26 protein-coding genes and 1 tRNA gene are annotated in these 26130 nt (G+C 47.7%); 14 read left to right on the top strand and 13 right to left on the bottom strand.

Going from position 1 to position 26130, the window contains the following annotated elements; all coding sequences use genetic code 11:
* Positions 1-69 precede the first annotated feature (69 nt).
* From aspA to B4923_RS08625, 7 genes are all read left to right on the top strand, one after another.
* Entirely contained in the window at positions 70-1509 is a 1440-nt protein-coding gene (gene aspA, locus B4923_RS08655; protein ID WP_109053940.1) for an aspartate ammonia-lyase, read from the top strand.
* 124 nt (positions 1510-1633) lie between these two features.
* A complete protein-coding gene (locus B4923_RS08650) occupies positions 1634-2935 on the top strand; it encodes an anaerobic C4-dicarboxylate transporter (protein ID WP_109053939.1) in 1302 nt (433 codons plus the stop codon).
* A 132-nt stretch (positions 2936-3067) separates the two neighbouring features.
* Entirely contained in the window at positions 3068-3400 is a 333-nt protein-coding gene (cutA, locus tag B4923_RS08645; protein WP_109053938.1) for a divalent cation tolerance protein CutA, read from the top strand.
* Positions 3376-5094, top strand: coding sequence for a protein-disulfide reductase DsbD (locus tag B4923_RS08640; protein ID WP_109053937.1), 1719 nt, complete (start codon positions 3376-3378; stop codon positions 5092-5094). Before cutA ends, B4923_RS08640 begins: the two co-directional genes overlap by 25 nt.
* Before the next feature lie 43 nt (positions 5095-5137).
* Positions 5138-5713, top strand: a complete 576-nt coding sequence (locus tag B4923_RS08635) for a transcriptional regulator (RefSeq protein WP_109053936.1) — start codon at positions 5138-5140, stop codon at positions 5711-5713.
* Positions 5714-5840: 127 nt separating this feature from the next.
* Positions 5841-5916, top strand: a tRNA-Phe gene (locus B4923_RS08630).
* A gap of 164 nt (positions 5917-6080) precedes the next feature.
* Positions 6081-7340, top strand: coding sequence for a tyrosine-type recombinase/integrase (locus B4923_RS08625; protein WP_109053935.1), 1260 nt, complete (start codon positions 6081-6083; stop codon positions 7338-7340).
* Positions 7341-8233: 893 nt separating this feature from the next.
* Here the strand turns inward: B4923_RS08625 and B4923_RS08615 are convergent.
* Entirely contained in the window at positions 8234-8455 is a 222-nt protein-coding gene (locus B4923_RS08615; RefSeq protein WP_010301503.1) for a helix-turn-helix domain-containing protein, read from the bottom strand.
* A gap of 120 nt (positions 8456-8575) precedes the next feature.
* On the opposite strand from B4923_RS08615, the gene B4923_RS08610 reads away from it, so the two are divergent.
* The 5 genes from B4923_RS08610 to B4923_RS08590 all read left to right on the top strand — a co-directional run bounded on the left by B4923_RS08610 (position 8576) and on the right by B4923_RS08590 (position 12200).
* Positions 8576-8836 (top strand): helix-turn-helix domain-containing protein, encoded by a 261-nt coding sequence (locus tag B4923_RS08610; RefSeq protein WP_109053934.1) that lies wholly within the window; start codon positions 8576-8578, stop codon positions 8834-8836.
* A 103-nt stretch (positions 8837-8939) separates the two neighbouring features.
* Positions 8940-9200, top strand: a complete 261-nt coding sequence (locus tag B4923_RS08605) for a helix-turn-helix domain-containing protein (RefSeq protein WP_033570618.1) — start codon at positions 8940-8942, stop codon at positions 9198-9200.
* A 55-nt stretch (positions 9201-9255) separates the two neighbouring features.
* Positions 9256-9843 (top strand): hypothetical protein, encoded by a 588-nt coding sequence (locus tag B4923_RS08600; RefSeq protein ID WP_109053933.1) that lies wholly within the window; start codon positions 9256-9258, stop codon positions 9841-9843.
* 103 nt (positions 9844-9946) lie between these two features.
* Positions 9947-11245: a DUF3644 domain-containing protein gene (locus tag B4923_RS08595; RefSeq protein ID WP_109053932.1), complete on the top strand. Its 1299-nt coding sequence runs from the start codon at positions 9947-9949 to the stop codon at positions 11243-11245.
* 280 nt (positions 11246-11525) lie between these two features.
* Entirely contained in the window at positions 11526-12200 is a 675-nt protein-coding gene (locus B4923_RS08590) for a hypothetical protein (RefSeq protein ID WP_109053931.1), read from the top strand.
* A 254-nt stretch (positions 12201-12454) separates the two neighbouring features.
* Here the strand turns inward: B4923_RS08590 and B4923_RS08585 are convergent, their stop codons facing one another.
* The gene (locus tag B4923_RS08585; protein ID WP_109053930.1) at positions 12455-13597 is read right to left on the bottom strand and encodes a Fic family protein; all 1143 of its coding nucleotides are present in this window, start codon (positions 13595-13597) and stop codon (positions 12455-12457) included.
* A 177-nt stretch (positions 13598-13774) separates the two neighbouring features.
* Here B4923_RS08585 and B4923_RS20885 point away from each other — a divergent pair, with 177 nt between their 5' ends.
* Positions 13775-13915 carry a hypothetical protein gene (locus B4923_RS20885; protein WP_170116035.1) on the top strand — a complete coding sequence of 47 codons (141 nt, stop codon included), beginning with the start codon at positions 13775-13777 and terminating at the stop codon, positions 13913-13915.
* Between the two features lie 193 nt (positions 13916-14108).
* On the opposite strand, the gene B4923_RS08580 is transcribed toward B4923_RS20885, so the two are convergent.
* The 4 genes from B4923_RS08580 to B4923_RS08565 form a co-directional block, all read right to left on the bottom strand.
* Positions 14109-14387: a hypothetical protein gene (locus B4923_RS08580; protein ID WP_109053929.1), complete on the bottom strand. Its 279-nt coding sequence runs from the start codon at positions 14385-14387 to the stop codon at positions 14109-14111.
* 886 nt (positions 14388-15273) lie between these two features.
* A complete protein-coding gene (locus B4923_RS08575; RefSeq protein ID WP_109054002.1) occupies positions 15274-16557 on the bottom strand; it encodes a glycoside hydrolase family 68 protein in 1284 nt (427 codons plus the stop codon).
* Between the two features lie 270 nt (positions 16558-16827).
* Positions 16828-17166 (bottom strand): phage holin, lambda family, encoded by a 339-nt coding sequence (locus tag B4923_RS08570; protein ID WP_109053928.1) that lies wholly within the window; start codon positions 17164-17166, stop codon positions 16828-16830.
* A 242-nt stretch (positions 17167-17408) separates the two neighbouring features.
* Positions 17409-18095, bottom strand: a complete 687-nt coding sequence (locus tag B4923_RS08565) for an antitermination protein Q (protein ID WP_109053927.1) — start codon at positions 18093-18095, stop codon at positions 17409-17411.
* 290 nt (positions 18096-18385) lie between these two features.
* On the opposite strand from B4923_RS08565, the gene B4923_RS08560 reads away from it, so the two are divergent.
* On the top strand, positions 18386-19084 hold the full coding sequence (locus B4923_RS08560; RefSeq protein WP_109053926.1) for a LexA family transcriptional regulator: 699 nt from the start codon (positions 18386-18388) through the stop codon (positions 19082-19084).
* A gap of 110 nt (positions 19085-19194) precedes the next feature.
* On the opposite strand, the gene B4923_RS08555 is transcribed toward B4923_RS08560, so the two are convergent.
* From B4923_RS08555 to prfC, 7 genes are all read right to left on the bottom strand, one after another.
* On the bottom strand, positions 19195-19911 hold the full coding sequence (locus B4923_RS08555) for a 4'-phosphopantetheinyl transferase family protein (protein ID WP_109053925.1): 717 nt from the start codon (positions 19909-19911) through the stop codon (positions 19195-19197).
* A gap of 105 nt (positions 19912-20016) precedes the next feature.
* On the bottom strand, positions 20017-21294 hold the full coding sequence (locus B4923_RS08550; protein ID WP_109053924.1) for a NupC/NupG family nucleoside CNT transporter: 1278 nt from the start codon (positions 21292-21294) through the stop codon (positions 20017-20019).
* 352 nt (positions 21295-21646) lie between these two features.
* Positions 21647-22459: a TatD family hydrolase gene (locus B4923_RS08545; protein WP_211313933.1), complete on the bottom strand. Its 813-nt coding sequence runs from the start codon at positions 22457-22459 to the stop codon at positions 21647-21649.
* Positions 22460-22477: 18 nt separating this feature from the next.
* Positions 22478-22666, bottom strand: coding sequence for a CsbD family protein (locus B4923_RS08540; protein WP_109053923.1), 189 nt, complete (start codon positions 22664-22666; stop codon positions 22478-22480).
* Between the two features lie 395 nt (positions 22667-23061).
* Positions 23062-23223 (bottom strand): DUF1328 domain-containing protein, encoded by a 162-nt coding sequence (locus B4923_RS08535; protein ID WP_109053922.1) that lies wholly within the window; start codon positions 23221-23223, stop codon positions 23062-23064.
* Between the two features lie 145 nt (positions 23224-23368).
* Complete coding sequence (gene osmY / locus B4923_RS08530; RefSeq protein ID WP_109053921.1) at positions 23369-23980, bottom strand: molecular chaperone OsmY; 612 nt, start codon at positions 23978-23980, stop codon at positions 23369-23371.
* 496 nt (positions 23981-24476) lie between these two features.
* Positions 24477-26066: a peptide chain release factor 3 gene (gene prfC / locus B4923_RS08525; protein WP_109053920.1), complete on the bottom strand. Its 1590-nt coding sequence runs from the start codon at positions 26064-26066 to the stop codon at positions 24477-24479.
* Positions 26067-26130: the final 64 nt, after the last annotated feature.

Here is a 26130-nt window from a genome sequence, read left to right as displayed (position 1 = left end):
GCTGTTGCCCGTGGTAATATAATCAGTTCACACCCGTTCCAGTCAGCAGCAGAACAAGAGAAGGCTCTCATGTCAGATAATATTCGTATTGAAGAAGACCTGTTAGGTACCCGGGAAGTTCCCTCCGACGCTTATTATGGTATTCATACCCTCCGGGCTGTCGAAAATTTCTATATCAGCAACAACAAGATAAGCGATATTCCTGAATTTGTGCGCGGCATGGTCATGGTCAAGAAGGCCGCGGCGCTGGCGAACAAAGAACTGCAAACCATCCCCCGTAAAATTGCCGATGTCATCATCCAGGCCTGTGATGAAGTCCTGAACAACGGCAAATGTATGGATCAATTTCCGATTGATGTTTATCAGGGCGGCGCGGGAACCTCGGTAAACATGAACACCAACGAAGTATTAGCCAATATCGGTCTGGAACTGATGGGGCACTCAAAAGGTGAATATCAGTATCTGAACCCGAACGACCATCTGAACAAATGTCAGTCTACCAACGATGCCTACCCCACGGGGTTCCGTATCGCGGTATACGCATCAATCCTGAAGTTGATCGATGCACTGACACAGCTGGGCAATGGATTTGAGCGCAAAGCCAAAGAATTTGAACTCGTGTTGAAAATGGGCCGTACCCAGTTGCAGGATGCCGTTCCCATGACGCTGGGTCAGGAGTTCCATGCTTTCAACGTGCTGTTGAAAGAAGAAAACAAAAACCTGCTGCGTACCGCTGAACTACTGCTGGAAGTCAATCTGGGCGCAACCGCCATCGGCACCCGGCTGAATACGCCGGACGGCTATCAGCAACTGGCGGTACAGCGGTTAGCGGAGGTCAGCGGTCTGCCTTGCGTTCCGGCGGAAGATCTGATTGAAGCAACGTCGGACTGCGGCGCTTATGTGATGGTGCACTCCTCGCTGAAACGTCTGGCGGTGAAATTATCGAAGATCTGTAATGACCTGCGTCTGCTCTCTTCCGGACCGCGTGCCGGCCTGAACGAAATCAACCTGCCGGAGCTGCAGGCGGGTTCTTCAATCATGCCAGCCAAGGTCAATCCGGTTGTGCCGGAGGTGGTGAATCAGGTGTGCTTTAAAGTCATCGGTAATGACACCTGCGTCACCATGGCGGCAGAGGCAGGACAGCTACAGTTGAACGTGATGGAACCGGTCATCGGCCAGGCCATGTTCGAGTCCACTCATATCCTGACCAACGCGTGCTACAACCTGCTGGAAAAATGCGTTAACGGCATCACGGCGAACAAAGAAGTGTGTGAGGCCTACGTCTTTAACTCTATCGGTATCGTCACCTATCTGAACCCGTTTATCGGCCACCACAACGGCGATATCGTCGGCAGAATCTGTGCGGAAACCGGTAAGAGCGTACGTGACGTGGTACTGGAGCGTGGCTTGCTGACGGAAGCTGAACTGGACGATATTTTCTCCATTCAGAACCTGATGTATCCGGCATACAAAGCCAAACGTTATACCGACGAGAACGAGCTTCCCTAAGCCCGCGGTCTAATTCATATCAGGCACGCCCGTTCCCAAAGAACAGCGTGCCTTTATTTTATGCCGCGCTTAGACATAAGAAAAACTGATACCTTATTTTTTAATAATAAGAAGGAGCATTGTCATGCTTGTCCTGGAATTAATGATCGTTCTGCTCGCCATTTATCTGGGTGCACGACTGGGAGGCATCGGCATTGGCTTTGCCGGTGGCCTGGGCGTGCTGGTTCTGACGCTGGGATTTCAGATAAAGCCTGGCGTCATCCCCTTTGATGTCATTGAGATCATCATGGCGGTTATTGCCGCCATTGCCGCCATGCAGGTAGCAGGAGGGATGGATTATCTGGTTAGTCTGGCGGAGAAACTACTGCGCCGGCAGCCTAAATACGTCACCTTTCTCGCCCCGCTGGTCACCTATTTCATGACGCTGCTGGCCGGTACGGGACACACCGCCTTCTCTACGCTGCCCGTAATTGCCGAAGTCGCGAAAGAACAAGGTATTCGCCCCTCCCGACCGCTGTCAATCGCCGTGGTGGCCTCGCAAATTGCGATCACTGCCTCCCCGATTTCTGCTGCCGTTGTGTTCGTGGCCGGTATTCTCGAACCCCATGGCGTCAGCTACCTGATGTTGCTGGGGATCTGTATTCCCACCACGCTGACAGCCGTGTTACTCACCGCCATTGTGACCAACTTCCTGGGAAAAGACTTGAAAAATGACGATGTTTATCAGGAACGGCTGAGAAAAGGTGAAACGCTGCTGCGCGGCAACAGCAAACTGGAAATCAAACCAGGAGCCAAACGCTCAGTTATGCTGTTTCTGACTGGTATCGTTGCTGTTGTATTGTATGCCACCGCCATCAGCGACACCGTCGGGCTCATTCAAAACCCGGTGCTGCCGCGTAATGAAGCCATTGTGGTCTTTATGCTGACAATCGCCACGCTAATCTGCATCAGTTGCAAACTAGACACCGCACGGATTCTCTCTGCCAGTACGTTTAAATCCGGTATGAGCGCCTGTATCTGCGTCATGGGCGTCGCCTGGCTGGGGGATACGTTCGTTAAAGCGCACATCGCCGATATTCAGGATACCGCAGGCGCGTTATTGCAAAGCTACCCGTGGATGCTCGCTGTCGTCTTGTTTTTTGCCGCGACCCTGCTTTACTCTCAGGCCGCCACAGCGAAAGCCCTGATGCCAGCGGCACTGCTGCTTGGCGTTTCTCCCGTGACGGCGGTGGCCTCATTTGCTGCCGTTTCCGCATTGTTCGTCCTGCCAACCTATCCGACGCTGTTGGCTGCGGTAGAAATGGATGACACGGGGTCAACCCGTATTGGCAAATTTGTGTTTAACCATTCATTCCTGATCCCCGGCGTTCTGGCGATCACACTGTCAGTCATCTTCGGTTTTCTCCTCGGCAACATTCTGCTGTAAGCATTGTCTCCGTGGAAACCCGTTACGGACCGACCAACCGGGTCGGTCCGTATCATTCCCCTCTCGCCGCAAAGCAAGGTATAGTGTCCCTCTGTACGTTCGAGATTTTGTTCATCTGACACTGAGGATTCGATGTCTGACCGCCCTGTTTGCGATGTCGTCGTCATACTGTGTACCGCGCCTGACGAATCTTGCGCACAACGGCTTGCCAAGCTGTTACTGGAAATGCAGCTTGCGGCCTGTGTGACACTTTTGCCTGGAGCCCAATCGCTTTACTATTGGGAAGGCCGGCTTGAGCAGCAAACTGAAGTACAGATGCTGATCAAAAGCGACATCTCACATCAGCAGGCGTTGCTGGCTCATCTGAAACACCACCACCCTTATGAAACGCCTGAACTGCTGGTGTTACCGGTAGTGGGGGGCGATAGCGATTATCTGACATGGCTCAACGCATCTTTACGCTGATTTTCCTGTTATGGACCACCTTCAGCCCCCATACCGCTGTAGCCACGCCATTTGGCCAAAAGCTGTTTGGCAACGGCCAGGATTCACAGTTTCTACCGGTTGATCGGGCTTTCGCGTTTGATTTTCAGCAACGTGAAAACCAGCTAACCGTTCGCTGGGAAATACAACCGGGTTACTATCTATACCGGCAGCAGATTAAAGTTGAAGGAAACGGAGCCGTTATCGGTCCGTTCGATATTCCGGCAGGCCTAAGCCACCGGGACGAGTTTTTCGGTGAAGTATTTATCTTCAGGCAACCGCTGGCGCTGAATATTCCGCTTGTTCAGGCGGATAGCGCCGCGACTGTTCAAGTGACCTATCAGGGATGTGCCGACGCGGGCTTCTGCTACCCACCAGAAACGCGAACGATCCCGATAAGCCAGATTTTACCCGCCTCTGACGACAACACGTCCTCCCATCAGCCGCCATCGGAAACACCGTTACCGTTCTCTCCCTGGTGGGCGCTGTTAATTGGTATTGGCGTTGCATTTACGCCCTGCGTGCTACCGATGTATCCGCTGATATCGAGTCTGGTTCTCGGTAGAAAGACGCAACTGACGCTGCGCCGGACTTTTCTGCTCGCCATGACTTACGTTCAGGGGATGGCGTTAACCTATACTTTACTTGGATTGATCGTGGCGGCGGCGGGATTACGTTTTCAGGCCGCGCTCCAACACCCGTTTGTGCTGATCGGCCTGTCGGTCATGTTCGTTGCGCTGGCGCTTTCCATGTTCGGCCTGTACACATTGCAACTGCCCTCCTCCCTGCAAACGCGGCTGGCAGAGTGGAGTAATCGCCGGCAGGGGGGATCGCTGACGGGCGTATTCAGCATGGGCGCACTGGCCGGGTTAATCTGCTCGCCCTGCACTACGGCACCACTCAGCGCGATCCTGCTCTATATCGCCCAGAGTGGTGACCTGTTAGCAGGTGGAGCTTCGCTTTACCTGTATGCGTTAGGCATGGGGTTACCCTTGATTCTGGTGACCTTGTTCGGCAATCGACTGTTGCCGCGCAGCGGACCGTGGATGCAGCATGTCAAAGAGGGTTTTGGGTTCATCATCCTCGCCCTGCCTGTCTTTTTACTCGAACGTATACTGGGTGAGAACTGGGGTATCAGGCTGTGGAGCCTGCTTGGCGTCGCGTTCTTGGGTTGGGCTTTTATCCTGAGCCTGCGCAGCCATAAAGGAAGTATGCGCGTCATTCAGCTATTGCTGCTGGCGGGTGCGCTGATCGCGGCAAAACCACTACAGGATTGGGCATTTTCCCCTGTTGATGCACCGCAAAAACAGAATGCATCCGCGCTAACGTTTACCCCCGTCGCCACCATGACTGAGTTGAATGGCGCACTGGCGAAAAGTCATCAACCCGTCATGCTCGATCTTTACGCTGACTGGTGTGTCGCCTGTAAGGAATTTGAAAAATATACCTTTACTGACCGTCAGGTACAGGGACGCCTGTCCCGCATAACATTATTGCAGGCAGATGTGACGGCCAATCGGGCAGAGCAGAATGCCATGCTGAAAAGATTGCAGATATTGGGATTGCCGACCATTCTGTTTTTTGACGCGCAGGGAAAAGAGATCCCTGGCTCACGCGTAACCGGGTTTATGGATGCGGAGAAATTTCAGACGCATTTGCAGAAATTTGTTCCTTAAACGACACTTCTTATCTGTTAATCGCTCTTCTGGAGGAGATCCAATGCAACGGGAAGATGTTCTTGAACATGCACTCACTCTGCTAGAGCAGCAAGGTTTCGCCATGACGACATTAGACATGCTGGCGAAAAAACTGGATGTTCCGGTAGAGGAATTGCAACCATTCTGGCCAAACCGCGAAGCGCTGCTTTACGATAGCCTGCGCTATCATAGTCAACAGGTAGACATCTGGCGGCGCCAGCTATTACTGGATGACACCAAAAGCATTAAACAAAAACTGCTCGCTCGCTATCAGGTGCTGCATGAAGCGGTAGCCAAACAGCGTTATCCCGGCTGCCTGTTTATTGCAGCCTGCAGTTTTTTTCCGGACATTAATCATCCTATTCATCAGATTGCCGAGCAGCAAAAGCAGGAATCCTATCGCTACACCCGCGACTTGCTTGAAGCGCTGGAAACCGACGATCCAGAAATGGTGGCACAGCAGATGGAATTGATTCTGGAAGGGTGCCTGAGCAACCTGTTGGTCAAACATCAGTCTTCCAGTATTGCCACCGCCCAACGGTTGGCGGAGGATGTTTTACGTTTTGCGTTATGCCGTAAGAACGGTGCATTAACCTGATGTCAGGCACAACATCGGGCGTATACTGATACTTTGGCTGAAAAGGCAGCAGTCAGCAGGGTTTTGTGCGCTTTCGCTGATAAACCCGTTGACGACACGCGGCCAATACGGTTTAATGCGCCCCGTTGCCCGGATAGCTCAGTCGGTAGAGCAGAGGATTGAAAATCCTCGTGTCCTTGGTTCGATTCCGAGTCCGGGCACCATTATTTAGTTTCAGGATGTCCTTATGCGTCCGGGAACGTTGAAAAATCAGTAAGTTGATAAGAATCTGGTAGTACCAATAGGTACTACCAGATTTTTTGACATCCGTAGTTTTTGGGGGCTTAATTGGGGGCCTGTCGGTTCGATAAACTACGGAGCCCCCACCATGCCTCTGACTGATACCGCCATCCGCAACGCCAAGCCGCTCGATAAACCTTACAAACTCAGCGACGCGCAGGGTCTGTACCTGCTGATTAAACCTAACGGTTCCAAGCTCTGGCATCTTAAGTACCGCTTCGGCGGCAAGGAGAAGAAGCTGGCGTTTGGCGCTTACCCTACCGTCACGCTGGCAACGGCCCGTAAACTACGTGAAGAAGCCCGGACTATTCTCAGCGCAGGGGACGATCCCGGTGTGAAGAAACAGCAGGACAAGCAGGCGAAGAAAAACGGCAATACCTTTGAAGCCATTGCTCGTCAGTGGGTGGCCGCGAACATACGCTGGAGTGAGGCACACGCCGCCAAAGTCCTGCGTTCACTGGAACTGCACGTTTTCCCGCTCATCGGCAATGTCCTTGTCACCGACCTGAAAACCGCCAACCTGCTGATCCCGATGCGGGTAGCTGAGAAAAAGGGTTGTCTGGAAACGGCTGCACGGATACAGCAACGCACGACAGTCATCATGCGTTACGCCGTACAGGAAGGACTGATTGCCAGCAATCCGGCCAATGATCTCTGTGGCGCTATCACCCCACCGCCGAAAAACCATTACCCTTCCCTGCCGCTGGAAAAACTGCCGGAACTGCTGGAAAGAATCGAAGGTTATTCAGGCAGAGTATTAACCCGACTGGCGGTACAGCTTAATTTGCTGATCTTTATCCGCTCCAGTGAATTGCGTTTTGCCCGTTGGGTAGAGATCGATCTGGATAACGCCATGTGGACACTTCCCGCACAGCGGGAGCCCATAGCTGGCGTGCGCCACTCAGAGCGTGGCGCAAAAATGAAAACACCGCATCTTGTACCGCTGTCAAAACAGGCGGTAACGGTGCTGAAACAGCTAAAACTGTTGTCCGGCAACGGGGATTTACTTTTCCCCGGCGATCACGATGCCCGTAAGCCAATGAGTGAGAACACCATCAACAAGGCACTGCGCACGATGGGCTATGACACACAGGTGGATATCTGCGGACACGGCTTTCGCACGATAGCATGTAGCGCGTTGATTGAATCAGGTCGCTGGTCAAAAGATGCCGTGGAGCGGCAGATGAGCCATCAGGAGCGCAATCACGTTCGTGCCGCCTATATTCACAAAGCGGAACACCTCGACGAACGTACGCAGATGATGCAATGGTGGTCAGATTATCTCGATGCCTGCCTGCATCAGTTCATCCCGGCTTATCGCTTTGAGAAGTCGATTAAGGTTGCCTGAGCCAGACTTGGAATAAGCCACTTCTGATCGAACAGAGGAGGCTTATCTTGTTTCTCTACGCCGCTGTTGCATCAGGGCTGAGGCGGAGCGCAGCAGAGCGAGCACCGAACATCCCTGATACAACAGCGGATTTTTCACCATCGCAATTACCCGTGTTTACAGGGACAAACGATATGACAGGCCGCGCTTGTATGGCTTTTTAATGGATGCGAAAAGCAGAAATTAAAAAGTGGCGTAAGGCGAGTAAATTCCATTTCGCAGAAATGGCTAATTTGCGTCGCCCGAACCCACCCGCGAGCGTTTCCCCCAAGGGAAACCGAGCAGGCCGGGGGGAGCCGAATAAATTTTGCCGCCCCAGCGAGCAAAAAGACGCGCCCACGCGTCGGTTTATTTGGGGGGCTTGCCCCGCACACCGTCGCAGCTAAGTCTCCGGCCAAAAGCCGGTAGCGAGGCGCGACCAACCCATTTAAAGCAGCGTTTCCCGTTATTTCGCACCGAGCTTGCGAGAAAGAGAAATAACAGGCTAAAACGCGCGTCTTAAAGGGGTTGGTCGCGCGTAGCGCGCGACGGTGTGCCGCCGTTGAACTTGGGGGTTTTGGCGTGGCGTCCAGCCGCGACATTACCCCCATGTGCCAGGTAATAAGGGCGTCCAGCCCGCATGAACTGGCGCACGCCGTTTTGTGCTGGGAAATGTATTTTCCGGTACATTACTGCATTGCTGCCACCGCATTCGCCCCACGCGCCCGCCGCATACATTCGCGCCATACCATGGGGCGAAGTCATGGGGTGAGAGCATGGGGCGAACAACAAAAGTAAACTGTCGCGCTTCGCTTGCCTTCTCCCGAACCGTTACCGATCTAGTTCGATAACGGTTCGGGAGATCCTGTTTTACTTTAACGATCTTCTGATTTGCGGTAACGGGAAGGCCAGATTTCCGCAGGTGAAACCCCCAGCGCTTCCGCAATCAGCTTTTCCCCTTTCGGCCAGTGTTTTGTTAACGCGTTTGCCAGCGTGGAAGACGCTAACCCCGCTTCTCGGGAAACGGCTGCCAGTGTTGTTCCCTTCTTTCTTAACCCGGCGATGATATCTGCCGGGTGCCAATCCTTATCAATCATCTCCATGATCCTTATTTTGTGGCCTCACATTAAACATCATTTGTTCAGATAGTCTAAACAACTACGATGTTAAGTAATGCTAAACACTAAGTCAATGTATGATCATTGATGGTGTAATGAATGCTGCCTACTCGTCTCAAAGCCGCCCGACTACGGGCTAATCTAACTCAGGAAAAATTGGGAGTTCTTGCTGGCATTGAGGAAGAAACTGCGCGTTCCCGAGTGTCTCAATATGAAGGTGGGATACATCGTCCAACATTTGAAATGATGTGCGCATTTGCAAAGGTACTTAATGTGCCGGAATGCTACTTTTACACCGTTAACGATGATTTTGCTGATATGGTTCTGGAGCTTTACCTTAAACATCAGAGTCATTCTTAACGAATGCAAATAAATCCCCTCCTCTATTGTTCAGGAAGTCTAAGCAACCTACATGTAAAGTAGTGCTAAACATGCTATCAATATCCTTATTGATGGTGCCATCATGTTGCCCATTCGCCTTAAAACAGCTCGTTTACAAGCCAATCTCACTCAAGAAAAGCTAGGCGTACTGGCTGGCATTGAAGAAGCCACTGCACGCTCACGCATATCCCAATATGAAAGCGGTATACATCGTCCAACATTTGAGATGATGTGCGCGTTTGCTAAGGTGCTTAATGTGCCAGAGTGTTATTTTTATACGGTTGATGATGATTTTGCGGAAGTTGTACTGAAAGCACATAATCAATGGTCAAATAACCTTTAATATATTTAAATATAGAAATCATAGTGTGCACAGATGATATATTTGGAGGGAAAACATGGGGCTTTATGTTCACTCACTTAATAATATCCCTAAAAGTGAAAACAGAGATTATCTAATATATTTGCTCGATTACGGATGGCATGAACCATTAGCAAAAGCTATAAATGAGAATTTTGATAAGATGGCAAGCATAGCTGCAAAAAATAGGGCTATTGTGATAAAAGGAACCGAACTTTCTCATTTTGAAAATGAAGTGTTTTCATGGCATCAGATAAATAATGAAAAAGGAGATAATATTCTCCCAGCTATTTTAATAACCAATGCTCACCCATCCTATTTCAAGGAAAACAATTACGGATATAACAAGAACAAGGGATTATATAAAGAATCCAATTCAGGTGGCCTTAAACTAGTATTAATTCCTATAAAAAAGTTTTGCACAAACACGACTGAAGTTATATCTCTCATTGGAAGAATATTTTCAGATATTGAGTCAGAAAAAGATCTTTCTGACTTTGCAATAGCAAAAGAAATAAAAAAAGGAGTTGGTTCTGCAATCGTAGATTCAATAATACTAGAACCTAATATATCTGGTATTGGGTTTAGTTTTAAAAAACTAATAACATATTTTCGAGAAAGATAATTATTGACAAATAAAAAACAACATAAATAAAATTTCAGGTAATTATAATAATTGGAAAATATATTTATTCAAAAATAATAAATTCAAGATAAGGCATTATAGTATGAAAATTAACAAGAGCATTTCTGCACTTTATATTTTTTTACAAGATGCAGAAAAAAACCATAAGATATTTGATGAGTTTGATATTCTAAGAGCTACAGGCTGGAAGCCAGCAACATTTAAAACTTATTATGGAAAAGGTCAACTTTCTGAATTTATCAGTGAAAGCGGGAATAGTTCATTTGAGTCTTCAAATACACTAAGTATTTCTCTGATAGAGTTTGCCAAACAATTATCTCAGAGTAAACATATAATAGCTTTAGGACATAACTGCAAATCAAAGTTAGCAAAGGCGTTATTGAAAAAGTCAAGAGATAATATGATATTAGCATTAGAGTTATATAACAGACCATCATTAGAAAATAAAATGGATGCGTTTGTTATGTGTTTTTGTACAGCATGGGAACAATTTCTCAAAGCAAAAATAATTGAGAAGGATGGCGAAAAAACAATCTTTAAACAAACCAACAAAAAAAGAATTAAAGAAACAATTTCTTTAAGAGAATGTTTGGACAGGATTTATCCTGTCGAATCAAAAGTCAGAAAGAACATTGAGCAAATAGCTTATTTCAGGGATCAAGCTGTTCATTTGTTAATGCCAGAAGTTCAAGGTATTATATCGAGAATATTTCAGTCAGGCGTTTTAAATTTCACCTCTCATTTTGAAGAATTTACTGAGATATCATTTTTAAAAAACTCCCATGTGGGGATGATTTCATTAGTTGGAGAATTTAAATCCCCTCCAGTTGCAATGATGAAATCAACATATGGAAATATTGCTGATGACATACTTAACTTAACATCATCTTTATATAATGTTATGGAAAATAATGATGATATTGAATTCGCAATTCCCCTAAATGTAAAACTTGTCTTCGTGAAAGACTCAGAGGATGGGAATTCCATCATTCTTGCTAAAGCAGAAGAAGGTATGGAGGGGCTAAAGAAAGCACTTGTTATCAAACAAGCTGTTGATCGCTCTCAAACGCATCCATTTCTGCAAAAAAATGCTATAAAAGAAATCAATGATAGATTGCATTCCAGATATAGTGAAGATAAGTTGTCAAAATGTCTTACTTCGAAAAATAGAGAAGGTAGGTATGTAATAAATAGAAATTGTTTCGATGCGGTTATATGCAAAAACTCATGGAAAAATAGTAATAATAAATATCATCATAAAAATGAAAATCCAGAATATCATTACTACTCCATTGATTTAATTGAAATATTTATAAAAAAGATCATGGAACATGAAGGATATCTGGCGAAGACAAAAGAATCATATAATAGAAGAAAATAAAAAACATTAAGATAAATATCAGAAGTGTGCTGGAGAATATTTTATCTGTGACTCCAACTAGTCGATGTAACGCTATCCTCAAAAAAAGATGGCGTTGATCTATGAGGGGCAGGTCAATAGTTTTTGATCTATATATTCTAATAGATCATTATGCTGTTACGGTATATTACATAAATTATTTCTGTGTTCTCACATTATTTATATATTCCATGAATTTGGTTATTACATATAAAAATATAACTTTAAAGAATGATTTTCATTGTGATAAGGATATAGTGAAATGAAAGAAAATCAATTTTTAGGATTAATAAAGTTTTTTAGAAACGAGGATTTTTTAGAAAAATTAATAGAAGGATGTTTTTATTGTATACCTCCCGAAGTTTACAGATTAGCTAAACAAGAAGGTGTGTCTGATAAATTTGAGAGTTGCTCCTTCTCCTATAGAAAATCAAGGGGCGACGATGATATTAAATTAAAAATCAATGATATAGAATTGACAGACGTACATGGAGTTACCGTGCATAATGCTCAACAAAGAGATGCATGGATGCACTGTTGGTTTACATTAAGGTTACCTAAAGATGAAAACTCACTAAGCCAGCTAATCCAAGATATAGAAAAAATGAAATATCAATTCGGAGGGCATTATGCATTTATTCCTCCGCTAAATTTAAAGGAGTTGCTTGATCGATTAAAAAAACATAGTAAATTACCGTTTTCATCTTCTGAAGTTAAATATACTGGAGATAGTTCTTTATGGGGAAATACTTGTAAATCCCTTGAGTACTCTTACCAAAGAGAATATCGTTTTGTCTTTGGTGAATGCTCTGTTATTGAGACAACCCCTTACATCATTAATATTGAAAGTGGCTTAGATGATCTAATTTTAAAAAATCCCGACATTAAGTTAAAAAGTAATGATAACAAACACGTCTGGCTTGATCTAAGCGCATGAAAAGACGAATGAATTTACTTATTTAACATATTCCCATTTATTAAAATACTACACTGCTAAATCCACACTTCGCTCGTTGCAGATTATCAATCTTTAGTAAGGTTATAATACGGAGAACACTGCTATTTCAAGTCGGACCTAATACACATTAAAAAATGAGAAATTGTGATATATCACTTTGTTACTATGTGGCATATCACAAATCTATATATGTAATATACCTTAGAGTAATTATTCTACAATTGATTTTTATTTTACAAATCAGGAATAAACCCTTCTTCCCGCAGAACCTTAATCACCCCACGAATCAGATACGAGTTAGAAAACTTCGCCGTATAGGTACGCGCCCCTTCTTCTACTGGCTGAAGCAGCCCCCGCTCAATCAGCTTACCAAGCTGATAAGTCACCTGCGCTGGTTTCAGGTCAGGTAAAGCAGTACGGAGGTCACCCGCTTTTATCGTCCCTAGCTCGACAGCGCGTTTCAGTACTTTAGATTCCAGCGGGTTTATCAGCCCTCTTTCAGATGAAAAGTCGATCGCCGGATACAGTATTTTTATACTCAAAAAAGCATGATTTGTCAGTTGATCGACTTTCTTCAACTCAGATGAAATTCCCGAAAGTACATATAAACACCATTCTTCTAAGCCCTGCTCAGTTCCTTTATCCGCTAACGACAGCATGGCGTAATAACGCTCGCGATCGTTACAAAATACCGCTGTCGGATTAAGAACCCGGCCACCTGCTTGAACATTAAAACCATACTTGATCAATAACGCATAGGTCAGCAGCCTGACCGTTCTGCCATTACCGTTGCCGAATGGGTGTATCCAGCCAAAACGGTGATGCACCAACGCAATCTTCATCAGGTCATATTTTGGTTTATCAGCACGGTTAATAAAGGCGGTCAGCTCTGCCATATAATCAGAAACACGGATGTAATCCGGCGGTAAATGGTTAGACTGAGCGATGCTGACGTTATGTTGTCGATAGGCACCGGGCGTTCTGTCACCTTCCTGTTGCAACCCGACAACTGCCAGACTATGTAGCTCGCGGATAAAATATTCCGTTATCTCATCACCATTATTTAGATGCCCGTCGATGAATTCCATCGCAGCTTCAATATTGTTGATTTCTTTGAGCTGATCCGTTGAACTCTGTGTTCCTTCAACTTTGCTTTCAACATAGTCGGCAAGCGTCGTGTGGTTTCCTTCAATCCTTGCAGAGCCAAGACTCTCCAGCATGTGGAAAACGGCTTTCAACTGCGCAAACAGAATAGGGTGAACATCCGTTTCCAACCTCAGATGCCGAAGGATCTCCAGTTCCGTCAGCGCATCGACCAAAGGGGAGTCAAAACTGGGGTTCAGGAGCGAGAGTTCAAAGTGATTAAATTGAGCCATGATACGTAGTTATCTCAAATGGAGCATGACGACATCTCAAAATAATAGCAAAAATACTAATATAATCCATAAATTATAAATAAGACTTTTTATGATTATCTCAAAAATAACGAATCCGACATATCAAGTCTACGTTTGAAAGATGTTCAATGCAGAGAGGAACAGGCCATTGCCAGCATGGGAGATGAAACCACGTTTTTAGCGCCGTTAACTGCTAAAACACCGATTCATCGTGACAACCATCACAAAAACAAAGCGATTTTTTATGGGGGCTTTCGTGGGGGCGCTGTTTACAATAAAAATCAACAAAATAGATAATTAACAGTAAGTTAATCGTGAGCATGATCCCGAGTCCGGCACCACTAATTCAAAGAAACCAGTCTAACGGCTGGTTTTTTGCTTTCCGGGATACGTACTCTCCATCGAACTGCGTTCGATTACTCGCCTCATCCATAAGGCTCGCCCCGCTGGGGCTGGCGCTTACGCGCCATGCAAAAACGCTCCCGGCTTATCAGGCATTATCCAGCGACTTCACCAGCGACGAACATAAATCTGAGATTCGACGTTGTTCGGTTTCATCGCTGAATCTGTCGGCAAGACCTGGGATACCTTGACTTTTATCTCCGAAAAGATATTCCTTTGTAATCGGTCCTTTTAAATACCCGTCCACACGATCCATTGCAATCAAACGTGCAAGCTGATTTATATCGCTGAAATTATCAGTTGGATATCCCATTGTCTTAAGGAAAGCTTTATCATTTTCCGTCAGGCATTCATCTGTATTATACATCACATAGGACTGACCGGATGCAAATACTCCCGTGGAATATTTCGGATTAAAATTATTATCATCGCTTAATGACTTAACTTCACTTTCTATTTTATTTTCTGTTCTTTTAAAATCTCACTAAATAAAATAGTATTACTGCTATCTTTTTTCGTGAATTCAGGTGAAATTGTATTTATCCCACTAACATCAGAAACCAGCATATTACACCTCATCAGTAAGTAAACCCTGGGCGCCGCCAGGCCTGATCCTATCTAGCGATAGAAAACGGTGCAATCATAACCATCAATGTAAGGAGGATTAAACAATCCCCCGGCGAGGTTTCCACTTTCATTTGTAATGATTAACCAACAGCTTGAGGGATATTTTATATGGTCAACAATACCTGCTGGAGTAGAGTCCAATGGAGACCAGATACCACCCGATGCCAGTCTTGGCCCCAGCCCAGAACGATACCAACGGCTCAATGTCATTAGGTGGAAGAATTCATTTATTCATTTTAATGACGTCTTTCAATTATCGAATTGACTCATAAATAAATATCAATAAGAAGCAGGGCTATCGGTGCGGAGAATGCTCTATTGGGTGGAATTGGTTTTTCCGCCACTGGCGGTCGGCAGGAGATGAATGAAAAGGAAACGCTCTATTTTTATTGCGGATTTTAGTGAAGAAAGCTGTGCAGGAATGAAGCCGGGAAGGTTAATTTCCATACGCTCATTATATAGGTGACGCACCTGGAATTCACGAGCTCATTATGTTGAGACTGTCATGTTGCGGCTCCCTCTCGGATTGAACCACTTCTGGAACGACTCACACCGTTGAACGCACGGTGCATAGCAGCCAGTACGGGTGATTAGACTGGGGCGGCGTCAACCGCCCCAAATGGTGATTACTTCACTTCAACATCAATCATGGGAGGAATATAACCGTAGTCATACTCTTCAAGCACGAAGGTCTGTACGCCTTTCAGTTTGATCTGCACCGTCGGGGCTTCCGTACCACCGATGCGATAGGTTTCTTCGCCCGTAGGAACGGAATCAATGAAAGAGGTCACCAGACCGTTAGGCATGACGTAGTGCGAATAAGTCTGGTAAGGCTGAGAAGGCGGGTTACCCAGCACCAGACCGGAACCATTCAGCGGCACATACGGTCCGAACAGATCCTCACTTACAAAACCGTACACGCCGTCAGGCCCGGTCAGCCCGTCGCCATAGGTATATTTATGACTGATAGTGAATAGATAATATTTCCCATCCTGGAAAACAAAGTGCGGACGCTCGGTTTGATCGTTGACACCAACCGCCGTCACCAGCGGCGGCAGCAATTCCCAGTCGTCGCCATCCTCATCCCGGCAAATGGCAATACCGACGCAACCGGTCTGGAAACGCGAGTTACCAGCGTCTTCATAACCCGGCGGAACATCGCCCAGCTCATCCGGGCCGACGACGTGCGTACCACGCACACCGGCAACATTACCTTCAAACAGCATATACAGCTGGCCGCTTTTCGGATCGCGGAACGGGCACGGATCGCGGAAGGCCCAGTACGGGTTCTGGCTTTCGGTCTGATACATTTTCCCGTCCGCCTCGAACAGCGATTTGACTTTCTTGAATCCCACCATTTCCACGCCATTTTCTGTGGTCACCACGCGTCCACGTACTTTTACGATGGTCGCACCCGGCGTCACCGCCGTGTAGTAAAGATCCACGTCGCCACGCTCGTTCAACAGGATCGGCGTTCCCGCCCATTCACGCGTGGTGGGCGAAACCCCCTCTTCCATTACGCGTCCGCCCATGATCCAGTCTTTACCGGTACGGGAGAACCAGAAGTACATTTTTGCCCGTCCATGGCGATCGTTCCAGTCGCGGGTAATGTCATAATTACCCTCTTCGTCCAGGTATTCGGGATCGGTTGGGTTGCGATCGGCGGTCAGGGTGAAAATCACGGACCAGCCGTTAACCGAGGCGATATTACCGTCCATATCGCGTAACGGCATGGTATCCCAGATAAATACCTCATCGCTCATGACCGGAAAATCACCACGGACCAGCGGCTGAGTGGTGGTCGGGTCATTTTCGTTGACCTTTAACGCATCAGCACGCGACCAAATCGTGGGTTTATTCGGCTGAGCAGATTTAAGGGAAGTTTTTTTACCTTGATTAATAGTATTCATAATATTTCTCGCTCTATAAAAAATAAAACCCGCCCGAACAAATAATGATATTTGCTCAGCTGCGGGCTGTTGGGAGGCATTACGTTTATAAAAAACAGACGCAACACCGGATTTAAAAATAAAACAAACAGATGCAATCCGCAGAATAGCGAACAACATAAAACTGCAATAAACGATATTTCACGACGCTATCTCTTGCATGACCTCCTTAATAAACAGGTTAAAGACGATATAAATTCACAATAAAAAAGGCGCCAGACGCCTTTAAAATCATTTATTTATTTTCTTATCATTTTCATCACGGCCGTTAATAAACCTCAATATACCGTAACGAATCTGTTTTACGCCGATAAAGCCAATTATTCCTCCCAACGCGGGCGTCAGCGTTTTTGGCAAGGAGTAATACTCAAGCGATGCAACCGCAGTCAGCGTCAACGCCCCACACAGCGCGGCTTCCAGCAACATCCTCTGCCAACTGCCACCGGTGTATGCAACACGGAGTATCGCGATGAAAACAGCCAATAATACGCCACCGGTGGGGACATCTCCGCGCCACCAGGACTGTATTAATTCATAAGCGCCTGCCCAGCTGAAGATATTCATTTGCATACTTACCTTCCGAAAAGCGAGTAATAAAATAAGACAAGTCTTATCCAAGACGTTATTTAAGCCATAAAAAAAGCCCCGAAAAAATTTCGGGGCTTAAATAAAAAAACCTGCCATCGGCAGGTTTTTGTTGTTCTCCATCAGAGAGAACCGAATCAATACATCTCCATCATGGGAATAAATTTAACCATTTTCAGACACGAATGCAAGCCTTAATTTAAAAAAATTGATCTTATTTTTATATGTTATCGTGACGATGAAGTGATCACTGAAAATAACTGTTCCGCCGCACCAACCTCCTGATGACAATGCGCGACCAGAGAGTCATAAAATACCTTCCAATTCCGCGACCATGTCCGCTGGGTTAAATCAGGCACCAGCGTTTTTATTACTTTATACACTGCCGCCGACGTCGGTGGTTTCAATCCAGAACCACTACATCGGGGACAAATTTTTTCTATCGTTTTCCCACTGGCTTTTGACGCCATCAGGTCGGTAATCTTTCCTCTGCCGCCACAGCGGCAACGATACAGCGGATCGTCCGCAGTTCTGCAATATTGCTCAACCGCCATTTTTGCCAGCAAGACCATGCAATGTGCCTTCTGACGGCCCGCCGCTTTCCCCACCAAAGCCGGCGCCCGCTTGAGCGCAAACCGGGCAATGCCTTCTATCGCCCTGTTCCGTTCTTTAGGATCCTTGTCGTAACGGGCCAGAATCAGACTCAGGCCCAACGCCTCGCGCGCTTGCACCATCCCCAACGCCAGCAGAATATCGCTGTCGCGGTTCTTCGCCACAGGCGTTGACGCGACCCGGCTAACGGGTCTGTCGCCACCACTCGGCCGGTAGCCATACGACGGTATGGCTTCTCGGCAGGTAAACATTGCCGAGGCCGATTTGGGGCCGCACAGGCTAAGCGCATGTTCAATATTCATTATGGGAACCTCCTATACCACCTAACATTGTTATCTCCGATAAGCGACCCGAACGCTGGGAATAAGCCCAACCGCATTGCCACATCCAGCCAGGTTTACCGTACTCCCGGATACGCACCGCCAGAACCGGCGCAGGCAACGATTCTGCTTAGGTAACGCTACTGTCATTGCGTCAAAGATCAGGTCATTTTTTTGTTGATTTTATCCTCCATAAAGCAGACTATAGACAACGAAAATCAACAATACAACGAATAAATCAACATAGTGTTTATTTTTTTAAGTTGGTGAAAATGACTGAGCTTAGCGAACGCCTGCGCTACCTGATGCGCGAAGAAAAAATGAAGCAAAAGGATTTGGCGGAAATGATTGGCACCTCGCCGCAGACGGTGAATAACTGGTTGAAACGCGGCACGCTGAGCCGCGAATCCGCACAGGCCATCAATGAAAAAACCGGTTATTCACTGGACTGGTTGCTTAATGGTGTTGGTCAGCCGAAACCGGGAAGCAGTAATTTCAAGGCTTCCCGCCTGCATGTGACCGAATGGGAAAGTACCGATAACGATGACGACGAATTTGTGGAAGTATCGTTACTGGGCGTCCGGCTATCCGCTGGCGGCGGCGCGTATGATATTGATGAAGATGAAGTCTATGCCCTGCCTTTTCGCGCTCACACTCTGCGACGACTGGGCATTCGGGTTGAAGATACCCGGGTTGTGACGGTGATGGGCGATAGCATGGAACCCAAACTGTCGGATGGCGATAAAGTTGCCGTCAATCTATCGGATCGCCAAATCCGGGACGGCAAAATGTACGCCATTCGCATGGGAGAATTGCAGCGCGTCAAAGCACTCATCAAACGTCCTGACGGCAGTATCATTGTGCGATCTTACAACCCGACGTATGGCGATGAGATTGTCACCAAAGAACAAATCATCAACGGTGATCTGGCCGTGATTGGGCGCGTATGGTGGGTATCCGCGCTGGTATAAGCCACGCGGCCATAAAGAAACGCTGGCCGAGTGGCGTCGCCGAACGGTTGTAAATCCTCATCGACAGTCCAATGCGGATAGCCAGTAGCGTAAAAAAGCCGATGAATTTTTCAACAATACAGAAACGTGGTGACATCATGCGATCTGAGCAGATAGCCCCCTTTGAACCGACGACCGGCGCAAAACTGCGGCGTCAGATCGGCCAGCAATTCCAGTTCAAAAGTCTGTTTGGCGCAGTCTAATGCCACCATCCTGGCATCAAGAAAATCAAAGTAGCGTTTGACCTGTGGGTACAGCGCCTTGAACAGGCTCTCTTTGGCAGAAAAACTCAGCGTCAACAGACAGCGGAATGCTTCCTCCCGTTCGTGAAGCCATTGATATTCTTCTTCATCAACAATGCCCGGCCAAAGAGATTGCGCCCGCGCCTCGGACATATAGGCCTCAATATCCACCCCGACGCAGGAGAGCGCATCACTTCGGATATGCGCAGCACACAAGACGCTTTCCGCATGGTGGCTCAAAGAGCCGGTAATATTCTCAGGCCACTGCGGAGAACGATCGTCACCGCTATTCAGGACGAAATTCGCATACCCCAGTTCACACAGGACCTGTCTGGCCAAACACCGTCCAGCCAGATACTCGGCGCGACGTTTGGGTACAGAACGCTCAAGCGCCTCTGAAAAAGGGATACCGGCTTGAGAAAACAAGGCATCGGAATAAGCAGACAAACGAAAATGACAGCGAGCAACAATACCGGGGTATATGACGCCATCCATTGCCTGTGGGAAAGTTATCCATTCAACATCATCAATAAAAGCAGAAAGCATGTCACGTTACTCTTGAAGGGGAAATCACACTCAGGGCAATCCAGCACCTCAACCTTCAATGAATGATGGGCGACTCCCCGCCCATCATCACTCAATCAAGAACCATTACAACGCTAAAAAGAACCCTGCGATGCTGGCGCTCATCAGGTTGGAAAGCGTCCCCGCGGTCACTGCTTTCAAACCAAACCGGGCAATATCCTGACGCCGATTCGGCGCCATACTGCCCAGTCCTCCAATAAGGATAGCTATCGATGACAGGTTAGCAAATCCACAAAGTGCGAACGAGATAATCGCCTTGGTATGATCGGACAACACCTGCAAACCAGCGGCGGCGACAGCATCGTCAGCTTTCAGGTACTCGCTAAAATTCATGTAGGCAACGAACTCATTGACGATCAGCTTTTGACCAATAAACGATCCGGCGATGGTTGCCTCATCCCAGGGAACGCCTATCAAAAACGCCACCGGCGAGAAAAGCCAGCCTAAAATCAGCTCCATCGACAACTGAGGATAGTTAAACCAACCACCGACCCCGCCGAGAATACCATTAAGCAAAGCAATCAGCGCGATAAATGCCAGCAGCATAGCGCCCACATTCAGCGCCAGCTGCATGCCGGAAGCCGCACCGCTGGCCGCGGCATCAATCACGTTGGCCGGTTTGTCTTCCGGATCGACAAATCCGCTAATTTCATCACGGTCATGGGTGTTTTCCGTTTCAGGCACCATCAGCTTGGCAAACAGCAAACCACCGGGAGCGGCCATAAAGGAGGCGGCAATCAGATACTCCAGCGGCACGCCCATCTGGGCATAGCCGGCCATAACCGAACCTGCAATGGAAGCCAGCCCGCCACACATCACGGCAAACAATTCGGACTGTGTCATATTGGCGATATACGGACGGACCACCAGCGGTGCTTCCGTCTGCCCCACGAAAATATTCGCAGTGGCGGAAAGCGATTCCGTGCGCGATGTACCCAGCAGTTTCTGTAATCCCCCGCCAAGCAAGCGAATGACCCATTGCATAATGCCCATGTAGTAGAGCACGGCAATAAGTGACGAGAAGAAAACAATGATAGGCAGCACACGAAGCGCAAAAACAAAGCCGCCGCCACCAAAGACTTCAAACATCTTGTCGGAAGTCAGGCCACCGAACATAAAGGAAACGCCCTGATTACCATATGAAATGATATTGGCCACGCCTTCCGTCATACCACCTAAAACCCGGCGTCCCAATGGCACATACAGCACCAACGCCCCAATACCAATCTGAATAATGAAAGCACCCAATACGGTACGTAATCTGATCGCCTTACGATTACTGGAAAGCATAACCGCAAACAATATCAATACAATCATGCCAATAAGACTCATGATGAGTTGCATGTGTCATTCCCTTTAGTACGTTGTGATAACGATCATTTCTTGAAAACGATCATTCTTAACATTTGATAACAACCGTTTTGATAACAACGATTCATGGTCGCAGCAGGACGTCGATCGCCCGACAAGGCAGGAAACCAGAAACTATCGGTTGAGCTGGTTATAGAGACGGGCTCCGGGCAGCAGCCAACTTATGTCATAAATACATACAACATCGAATAAGCCAAAACACAAAAAAGCGACATGCATCACATTTTTATTGTAATTATATGAAAAAACGATGGCTGATTCGCGAATTTCTACACAAAGATCGCACTAAGTCACGCATCTGCCGAGGCAAAACGCGAGCGCGTTTTCATCTGAGATCAAAGAGCCGGAGTGTATTTTGATAGATCGCCGCCGCCAGTTCCTCAGCGGGCTCTGGCCGTAACTGGCAGAGAGACCGGAATACGTCGATGACCCGTTCGGGGCGATTAGGTTGGCCCTGATAACCACTGACCGGCATATCCGGCGCGTCAGTTTCCAGCAGCAAGCGATCGAGAGGGAGACGAGCAATCGCCTGACGTGTTTTATTGGCTCTGGAATAGGTAATCGTTCCGCCAACGCCAATAAAATAGCCCAGCCGGATAAACGCCTGAGCCTGTTCCAGGCTACCGGCAAATCCGTGGACGACGCCAGTACGCGGCACATCAACGCGGCGTAACAGTTGCGCCAGCCGATCGTGGGTACGGCGCGAATGGAGGATGACCGGGAGATCGTACTGTTTCGCCAGTTTCAGCTGCGCCTCAAGCATCATACATTGGCGCTCAAACTGCGGTTCCTGCATATAAAGATCCAACCCTATTTCCCCCACCGCCACCAGCTTCTCCGGTTTCTGCTGCAAGTTCGCTGCTAACTGTGTCAGATCGGCGTCGGCATGCCGGGAAATATATAACGGGTGCAACCCAAGAGCGGAATAAAGAGGGGAATGCGAACGCGCCAGAGTCAGTACACGTTCAAAGTGGCGAGACGCCACGGCAGGAATAATAATACGTTCAACACCTGCTGCGGCAGCCAATTGAAGGCTGACCAAACAGTTGTCGTAAAACAACGGAAAATCGAAATGGCAATGGGTATCGATAAAAGGGGTGCGAGTCGCAAGCACAGGGCTTCCGACAGAAGGTAGCATCGACACGCGTCTTTATCCTCAGTGTAGTACTCTCTCCTCTGAGGATACCTGTTCATTGTCCTTTCCGTAACCCTCTTGCACCACGCCGGATAGATAACCATTATTTCCTTCCAGCCAGGCGCAATCACTGTCAAACCATTCAGCCCACAGCGTCCAGAAGTTCCCTTTCCACTGTTTCCATTTGCCTACAACGATATCGCTATTCATCATAGTCCTCCTGATAAAAGATCGAGATTCAGCAAACCACCACGAACAGTGTGATAGTTTTATGTTACAGCGGCATGGCAGTTCTGTCTTTCAGAAAATGCCGCGATTATCCAATAGATTTATAACGCGCGCCTGCCCGTCCACGAGAGCCAACGCCATGCGTTGTTAAAAAACACTCCCGGCGTTTTTTCAAGATGCAGAAAGGCACCAACCAGACGTTTGGGAGCGATAGGAATCTGCCGGAAGTAGAATTTGAATGCTGTTCGACACGACCCCAAAAGGGGCAGGCCCGATGAGGCGTTACAAGCCTCACGTACCTGTTTTGCTAGCGGAATAAAAGCGTGACGGGTATTGCCCCGTCAGAGTATGTAAAGCGGAAAGGCAAGATGAAAAGCCTAAGGCCGTTTGCGGTTGGTAAACAGGCTCACCAGGAACACGATAATCCCGACAACAAAGACAATCTTAGCCGCACCTGCTGCGGTTCCCGCCAGACCACCAAAACCCAAGGCGGCAGCGATCAATGCAATAACTAAAAAGATAATACCCCAATGAAACATACGCTCTCCTTACCAGAAAATTAACAATCATGACGGTCATCCTAACGCGAGTAATGCATCCAGATTGCGTATCCAGCGTGGTAGTGCCATGTTGTGTTGATGGTGGCAGGCCACCGTTAAACGGTACCCGCTGTAAAAAATGGGATTATTTGACGGTTAAACTGTTTTTTACGCTTTTAACACCGTCAACAGACTTGGCGATACTTTCAGCTCGCGCAGACTGTGCCTGGTTGTCCACGTCGCCACTCAGCAAGACAACGCCGTCCTGCGTTTCCACTGCCACTTTACGTGAAGGAACAATATCATCAGCCAGTAGTTTAGCCTTGATGGTACTGGTGGTCATGGCATCACCCGCATAAGCACCAACCGATTGCGATGCGGTGTCTTTAACCTGTAGTTTGTCACTGACGGACGTAACTCCCTCGGTCCCGGCGGCGATGCTCACGGCACGGGACGCTGTCTCCTGACTGCCGACAAAACCGCTTAGCGTTACCACCCCATGGGTGGTCTCAACAGAAATGTCGCCGCTGGTAATGGCTTTATCTTCCAGTAAGGCGCTTTTTACTTTTGCTGTTGTTGCACTGTCGCTCATGTAGCCTGAAGCTTTATTCGCGGAACTATCGACTTTCTCACCAGTAGTATCAGCAATACGTTGTATTTTCTGTCCCGCGGTCTCTTCAGCCAGAGCAGTGCCACCGACCAACATTGACCCCAGAACGACAGCGATCAGCGATTGTGTAAGTTTGGTTTTTCTCATCGATTTCTTCCTTTATGTTTTTCTCTATTACGCCCGTTTATGCCAAAACGCTGCACATCGGGCCGCATTAACGCAGGATAATTACGCAGGTGATTCAGGTCTGAAATCAGCGCCATGAAGCGTTTGATAACGTCGCAAAAACAACGCAATAACTAGATATTTATTTCATAAAAAATAAATAAGTTAAAATAACAAACCACCCGTAATCGCGTTAATAGTTAAACAAACTAAAACACTCAATACGTTGTTAACTATAGACCACTAAATGAAAAATCACCGGCGGATTGGAAGGAAAGGGGCGAAACAGGCAGGAATTCAGATTTGTCTGTGACGTGCAGAACAACGCGGCTTTTGAGACGATAAGGTATAATTTATTGATATACAATAAAAATATGCGAACCAATGCGCTGTAAAAGCGTATCGATTCGCTTAACCGAATTTCAAAACAGAATTTCAAAACAAGAGAATACGAGACGGTTTATTTAAACAGCGCCAATTAATGCTCGCGTGTCTTATGGAACTCTACCTCAGGATAACGTTCGCGCGTCAGATTCAGGTTTACCAGCGTCGGCGCCACATAGGTCAGATTATCGCCGCCGTCTAATGCCAGATGCTGTTCATTCTTACGTTTGAACTCCTCCAACTTCTTCACATCGCGGCATTCGACCCAGCGAGCGGTGGATACATTAACGGACTCGTAGATAGCTTCCACGTTATATTCCGTCTTCAATCGCGCGACAACAACATCAAACTGCAACACACCAACGGCGCCCACGATCAGGTCGTTATTGGTCAGCGGCCGGAAAACCTGAACCGCGCCCTCTTCAGAAAGCTGCACCAGCCCTTTCAGCAATTGTTTCTGTTTCAACGGATCGCGCAGGCGGATACGGCGGAACAGTTCAGGCGCGAAGTTCGGAATACCGGTGAATTTCATGTCTTCACCCTGAGTAAACGTATCCCCGATTTGGATCGTACCGTGGTTGTGCAAACCAATAATGTCGCCGGGCCAGGCTTCCTCGACGTGAGAGCGATCACCCGCCATAAAGGTCAGCGCATCGGAAATCACCACATCCTTGCCGGTACGCACCTGACGCAGCTTCATCCCTTTCTCATACTTGCCGGAAACCACGCGCATAAACGCCACGCGGTCGCGGTGCTTCGGATCCATGTTGGCCTGAATTTTAAAGACGAAACCGGTGAATTTCTCTTCGGCCGCGACCACTTCACGCGTATCGGTTTTACGCGGCATCGGCGCTGGCGCCCAGGCAACCAGCCCATCCAGCATATGATCAACACCGAAGTTACCCAGCGCCGTACCAAAGAATACCGGCGTCAGGTCGCCAGACAGAAACGCATCCAGTTCAAACTCGTGAGACGCACCTTTCACCAGCTCAAGCTCTTCGCGCAGCTGCATTGCCAGCTCTTCACCGACGGCAACGTCCAGCTCCGGGTTATCCAGGCCTTTAACAATACGAACTTCCTGAATCGTGTGCCCTTTACCACTCTGATAAAGGTAGGTTTCATCTTTATAAAGGTGATAAACCCCTTTGAACAGCTTACCGCAGCCAATCGGCCAGGTGATGGGCGCACAGGCGATTTTCAGTTCGCCTTCCACCTCATCCAGCACTTCCATCGGATCGCGGATATCGCGGTCCAGTTTGTTCATGAACGTCAGGATCGGCGTATCGCGCAGACGCGTCACTTCCATCAGTTTACGCGTCCGGTCTTCAACCCCTTTGGCCGCATCAATAACCATCAAACAGCAGTCCACTGCCGTCAGCGTGCGGTAGGTATCTTCAGAGAAATCTTCGTGTCCCGGAGTATCCAGCAGGTTAATCAGACATTCGTGATAGGGGAACTGCATCACCGAGGTGGTAATAGAGATACCACGCTGCTTCTCCATCTCCATCCAGTCGGATTTTGCATGTTGACTTGAACCACGCCCTTTTACCGTACCAGCCGTCTGGATTGCCTGTCCGAACAGCAATACCTTTTCCGTAATGGTCGTTTTACCGGCGTCGGGGTGGGATATGATGGCGAAAGTTCTTCTTTTTGAGACTTCGCGGGCGTATTCACTTGGAGACATGATTTTCAGGTTTCTTCTGTTAGCCACCCGGCGTCAGCATCAAGTCAACAACACACCGATGTCA

It is taken from the genome of Brenneria roseae subsp. americana (genome assembly GCF_003115815.1).
Classification (GTDB): domain Bacteria; phylum Pseudomonadota; class Gammaproteobacteria; order Enterobacterales; family Enterobacteriaceae; genus Brenneria; species Brenneria roseae.
The sequence above is the reverse complement of the archived record's forward strand: the minus strand, read 5'-3'. Positions and strand labels throughout refer to the sequence as shown.

Coding starts and splice junctions, on each gene's coding strand:
- aspA (WP_109053940.1), top strand. CDS start 70: ATGTCAGATAATATTCGTATTGAAGAAGACCTGTTAGGTACCCGGGAA.
- B4923_RS08650 (WP_109053939.1), top strand. CDS start 1,634: ATGCTTGTCCTGGAATTAATGATCGTTCTGCTCGCCATTTATCTGGGT.
- cutA (WP_109053938.1), top strand. CDS start 3,068: ATGTCTGACCGCCCTGTTTGCGATGTCGTCGTCATACTGTGTACCGCG.
- B4923_RS08640 (WP_109053937.1), top strand. CDS start 3,376: ATGGCTCAACGCATCTTTACGCTGATTTTCCTGTTATGGACCACCTTC.
- B4923_RS08635 (WP_109053936.1), top strand. CDS start 5,138: ATGCAACGGGAAGATGTTCTTGAACATGCACTCACTCTGCTAGAGCAG.
- B4923_RS08625 (WP_109053935.1), top strand. CDS start 6,081: ATGCCTCTGACTGATACCGCCATCCGCAACGCCAAGCCGCTCGATAAA.
- B4923_RS08615 (WP_010301503.1), bottom strand. CDS start 8,455: ATGATTGATAAGGATTGGCACCCGGCAGATATCATCGCCGGGTTAAGA.
- B4923_RS08610 (WP_109053934.1), top strand. CDS start 8,576: ATGCTGCCTACTCGTCTCAAAGCCGCCCGACTACGGGCTAATCTAACT.
- B4923_RS08605 (WP_033570618.1), top strand. CDS start 8,940: ATGTTGCCCATTCGCCTTAAAACAGCTCGTTTACAAGCCAATCTCACT.
- B4923_RS08600 (WP_109053933.1), top strand. CDS start 9,256: ATGGGGCTTTATGTTCACTCACTTAATAATATCCCTAAAAGTGAAAAC.
- B4923_RS08595 (WP_109053932.1), top strand. CDS start 9,947: ATGAAAATTAACAAGAGCATTTCTGCACTTTATATTTTTTTACAAGAT.
- B4923_RS08590 (WP_109053931.1), top strand. CDS start 11,526: ATGAAAGAAAATCAATTTTTAGGATTAATAAAGTTTTTTAGAAACGAG.
- B4923_RS08585 (WP_109053930.1), bottom strand. CDS start 13,597: ATGGCTCAATTTAATCACTTTGAACTCTCGCTCCTGAACCCCAGTTTT.
- B4923_RS20885 (WP_170116035.1), top strand. CDS start 13,775: ATGGGAGATGAAACCACGTTTTTAGCGCCGTTAACTGCTAAAACACCG.
- B4923_RS08580 (WP_109053929.1), bottom strand. CDS start 14,387: ATGTATAATACAGATGAATGCCTGACGGAAAATGATAAAGCTTTCCTT.
- B4923_RS08575 (WP_109054002.1), bottom strand. CDS start 16,557: ATGAATACTATTAATCAAGGTAAAAAAACTTCCCTTAAATCTGCTCAG.
- B4923_RS08570 (WP_109053928.1), bottom strand. CDS start 17,166: ATGCAAATGAATATCTTCAGCTGGGCAGGCGCTTATGAATTAATACAG.
- B4923_RS08565 (WP_109053927.1), bottom strand. CDS start 18,095: ATGAATATTGAACATGCGCTTAGCCTGTGCGGCCCCAAATCGGCCTCG.
- B4923_RS08560 (WP_109053926.1), top strand. CDS start 18,386: ATGACTGAGCTTAGCGAACGCCTGCGCTACCTGATGCGCGAAGAAAAA.
- B4923_RS08555 (WP_109053925.1), bottom strand. CDS start 19,911: ATGCTTTCTGCTTTTATTGATGATGTTGAATGGATAACTTTCCCACAG.
- B4923_RS08550 (WP_109053924.1), bottom strand. CDS start 21,294: ATGCAACTCATCATGAGTCTTATTGGCATGATTGTATTGATATTGTTT.
- B4923_RS08545 (WP_211313933.1), bottom strand. CDS start 22,459: ATGCTACCTTCTGTCGGAAGCCCTGTGCTTGCGACTCGCACCCCTTTT.
- B4923_RS08540 (WP_109053923.1), bottom strand. CDS start 22,666: ATGAATAGCGATATCGTTGTAGGCAAATGGAAACAGTGGAAAGGGAAC.
- B4923_RS08535 (WP_109053922.1), bottom strand. CDS start 23,223: ATGTTTCATTGGGGTATTATCTTTTTAGTTATTGCATTGATCGCTGCC.
- osmY (WP_109053921.1), bottom strand. CDS start 23,980: ATGAGAAAAACCAAACTTACACAATCGCTGATCGCTGTCGTTCTGGGG.
- prfC (WP_109053920.1), bottom strand. CDS start 26,066: ATGTCTCCAAGTGAATACGCCCGCGAAGTCTCAAAAAGAAGAACTTTC.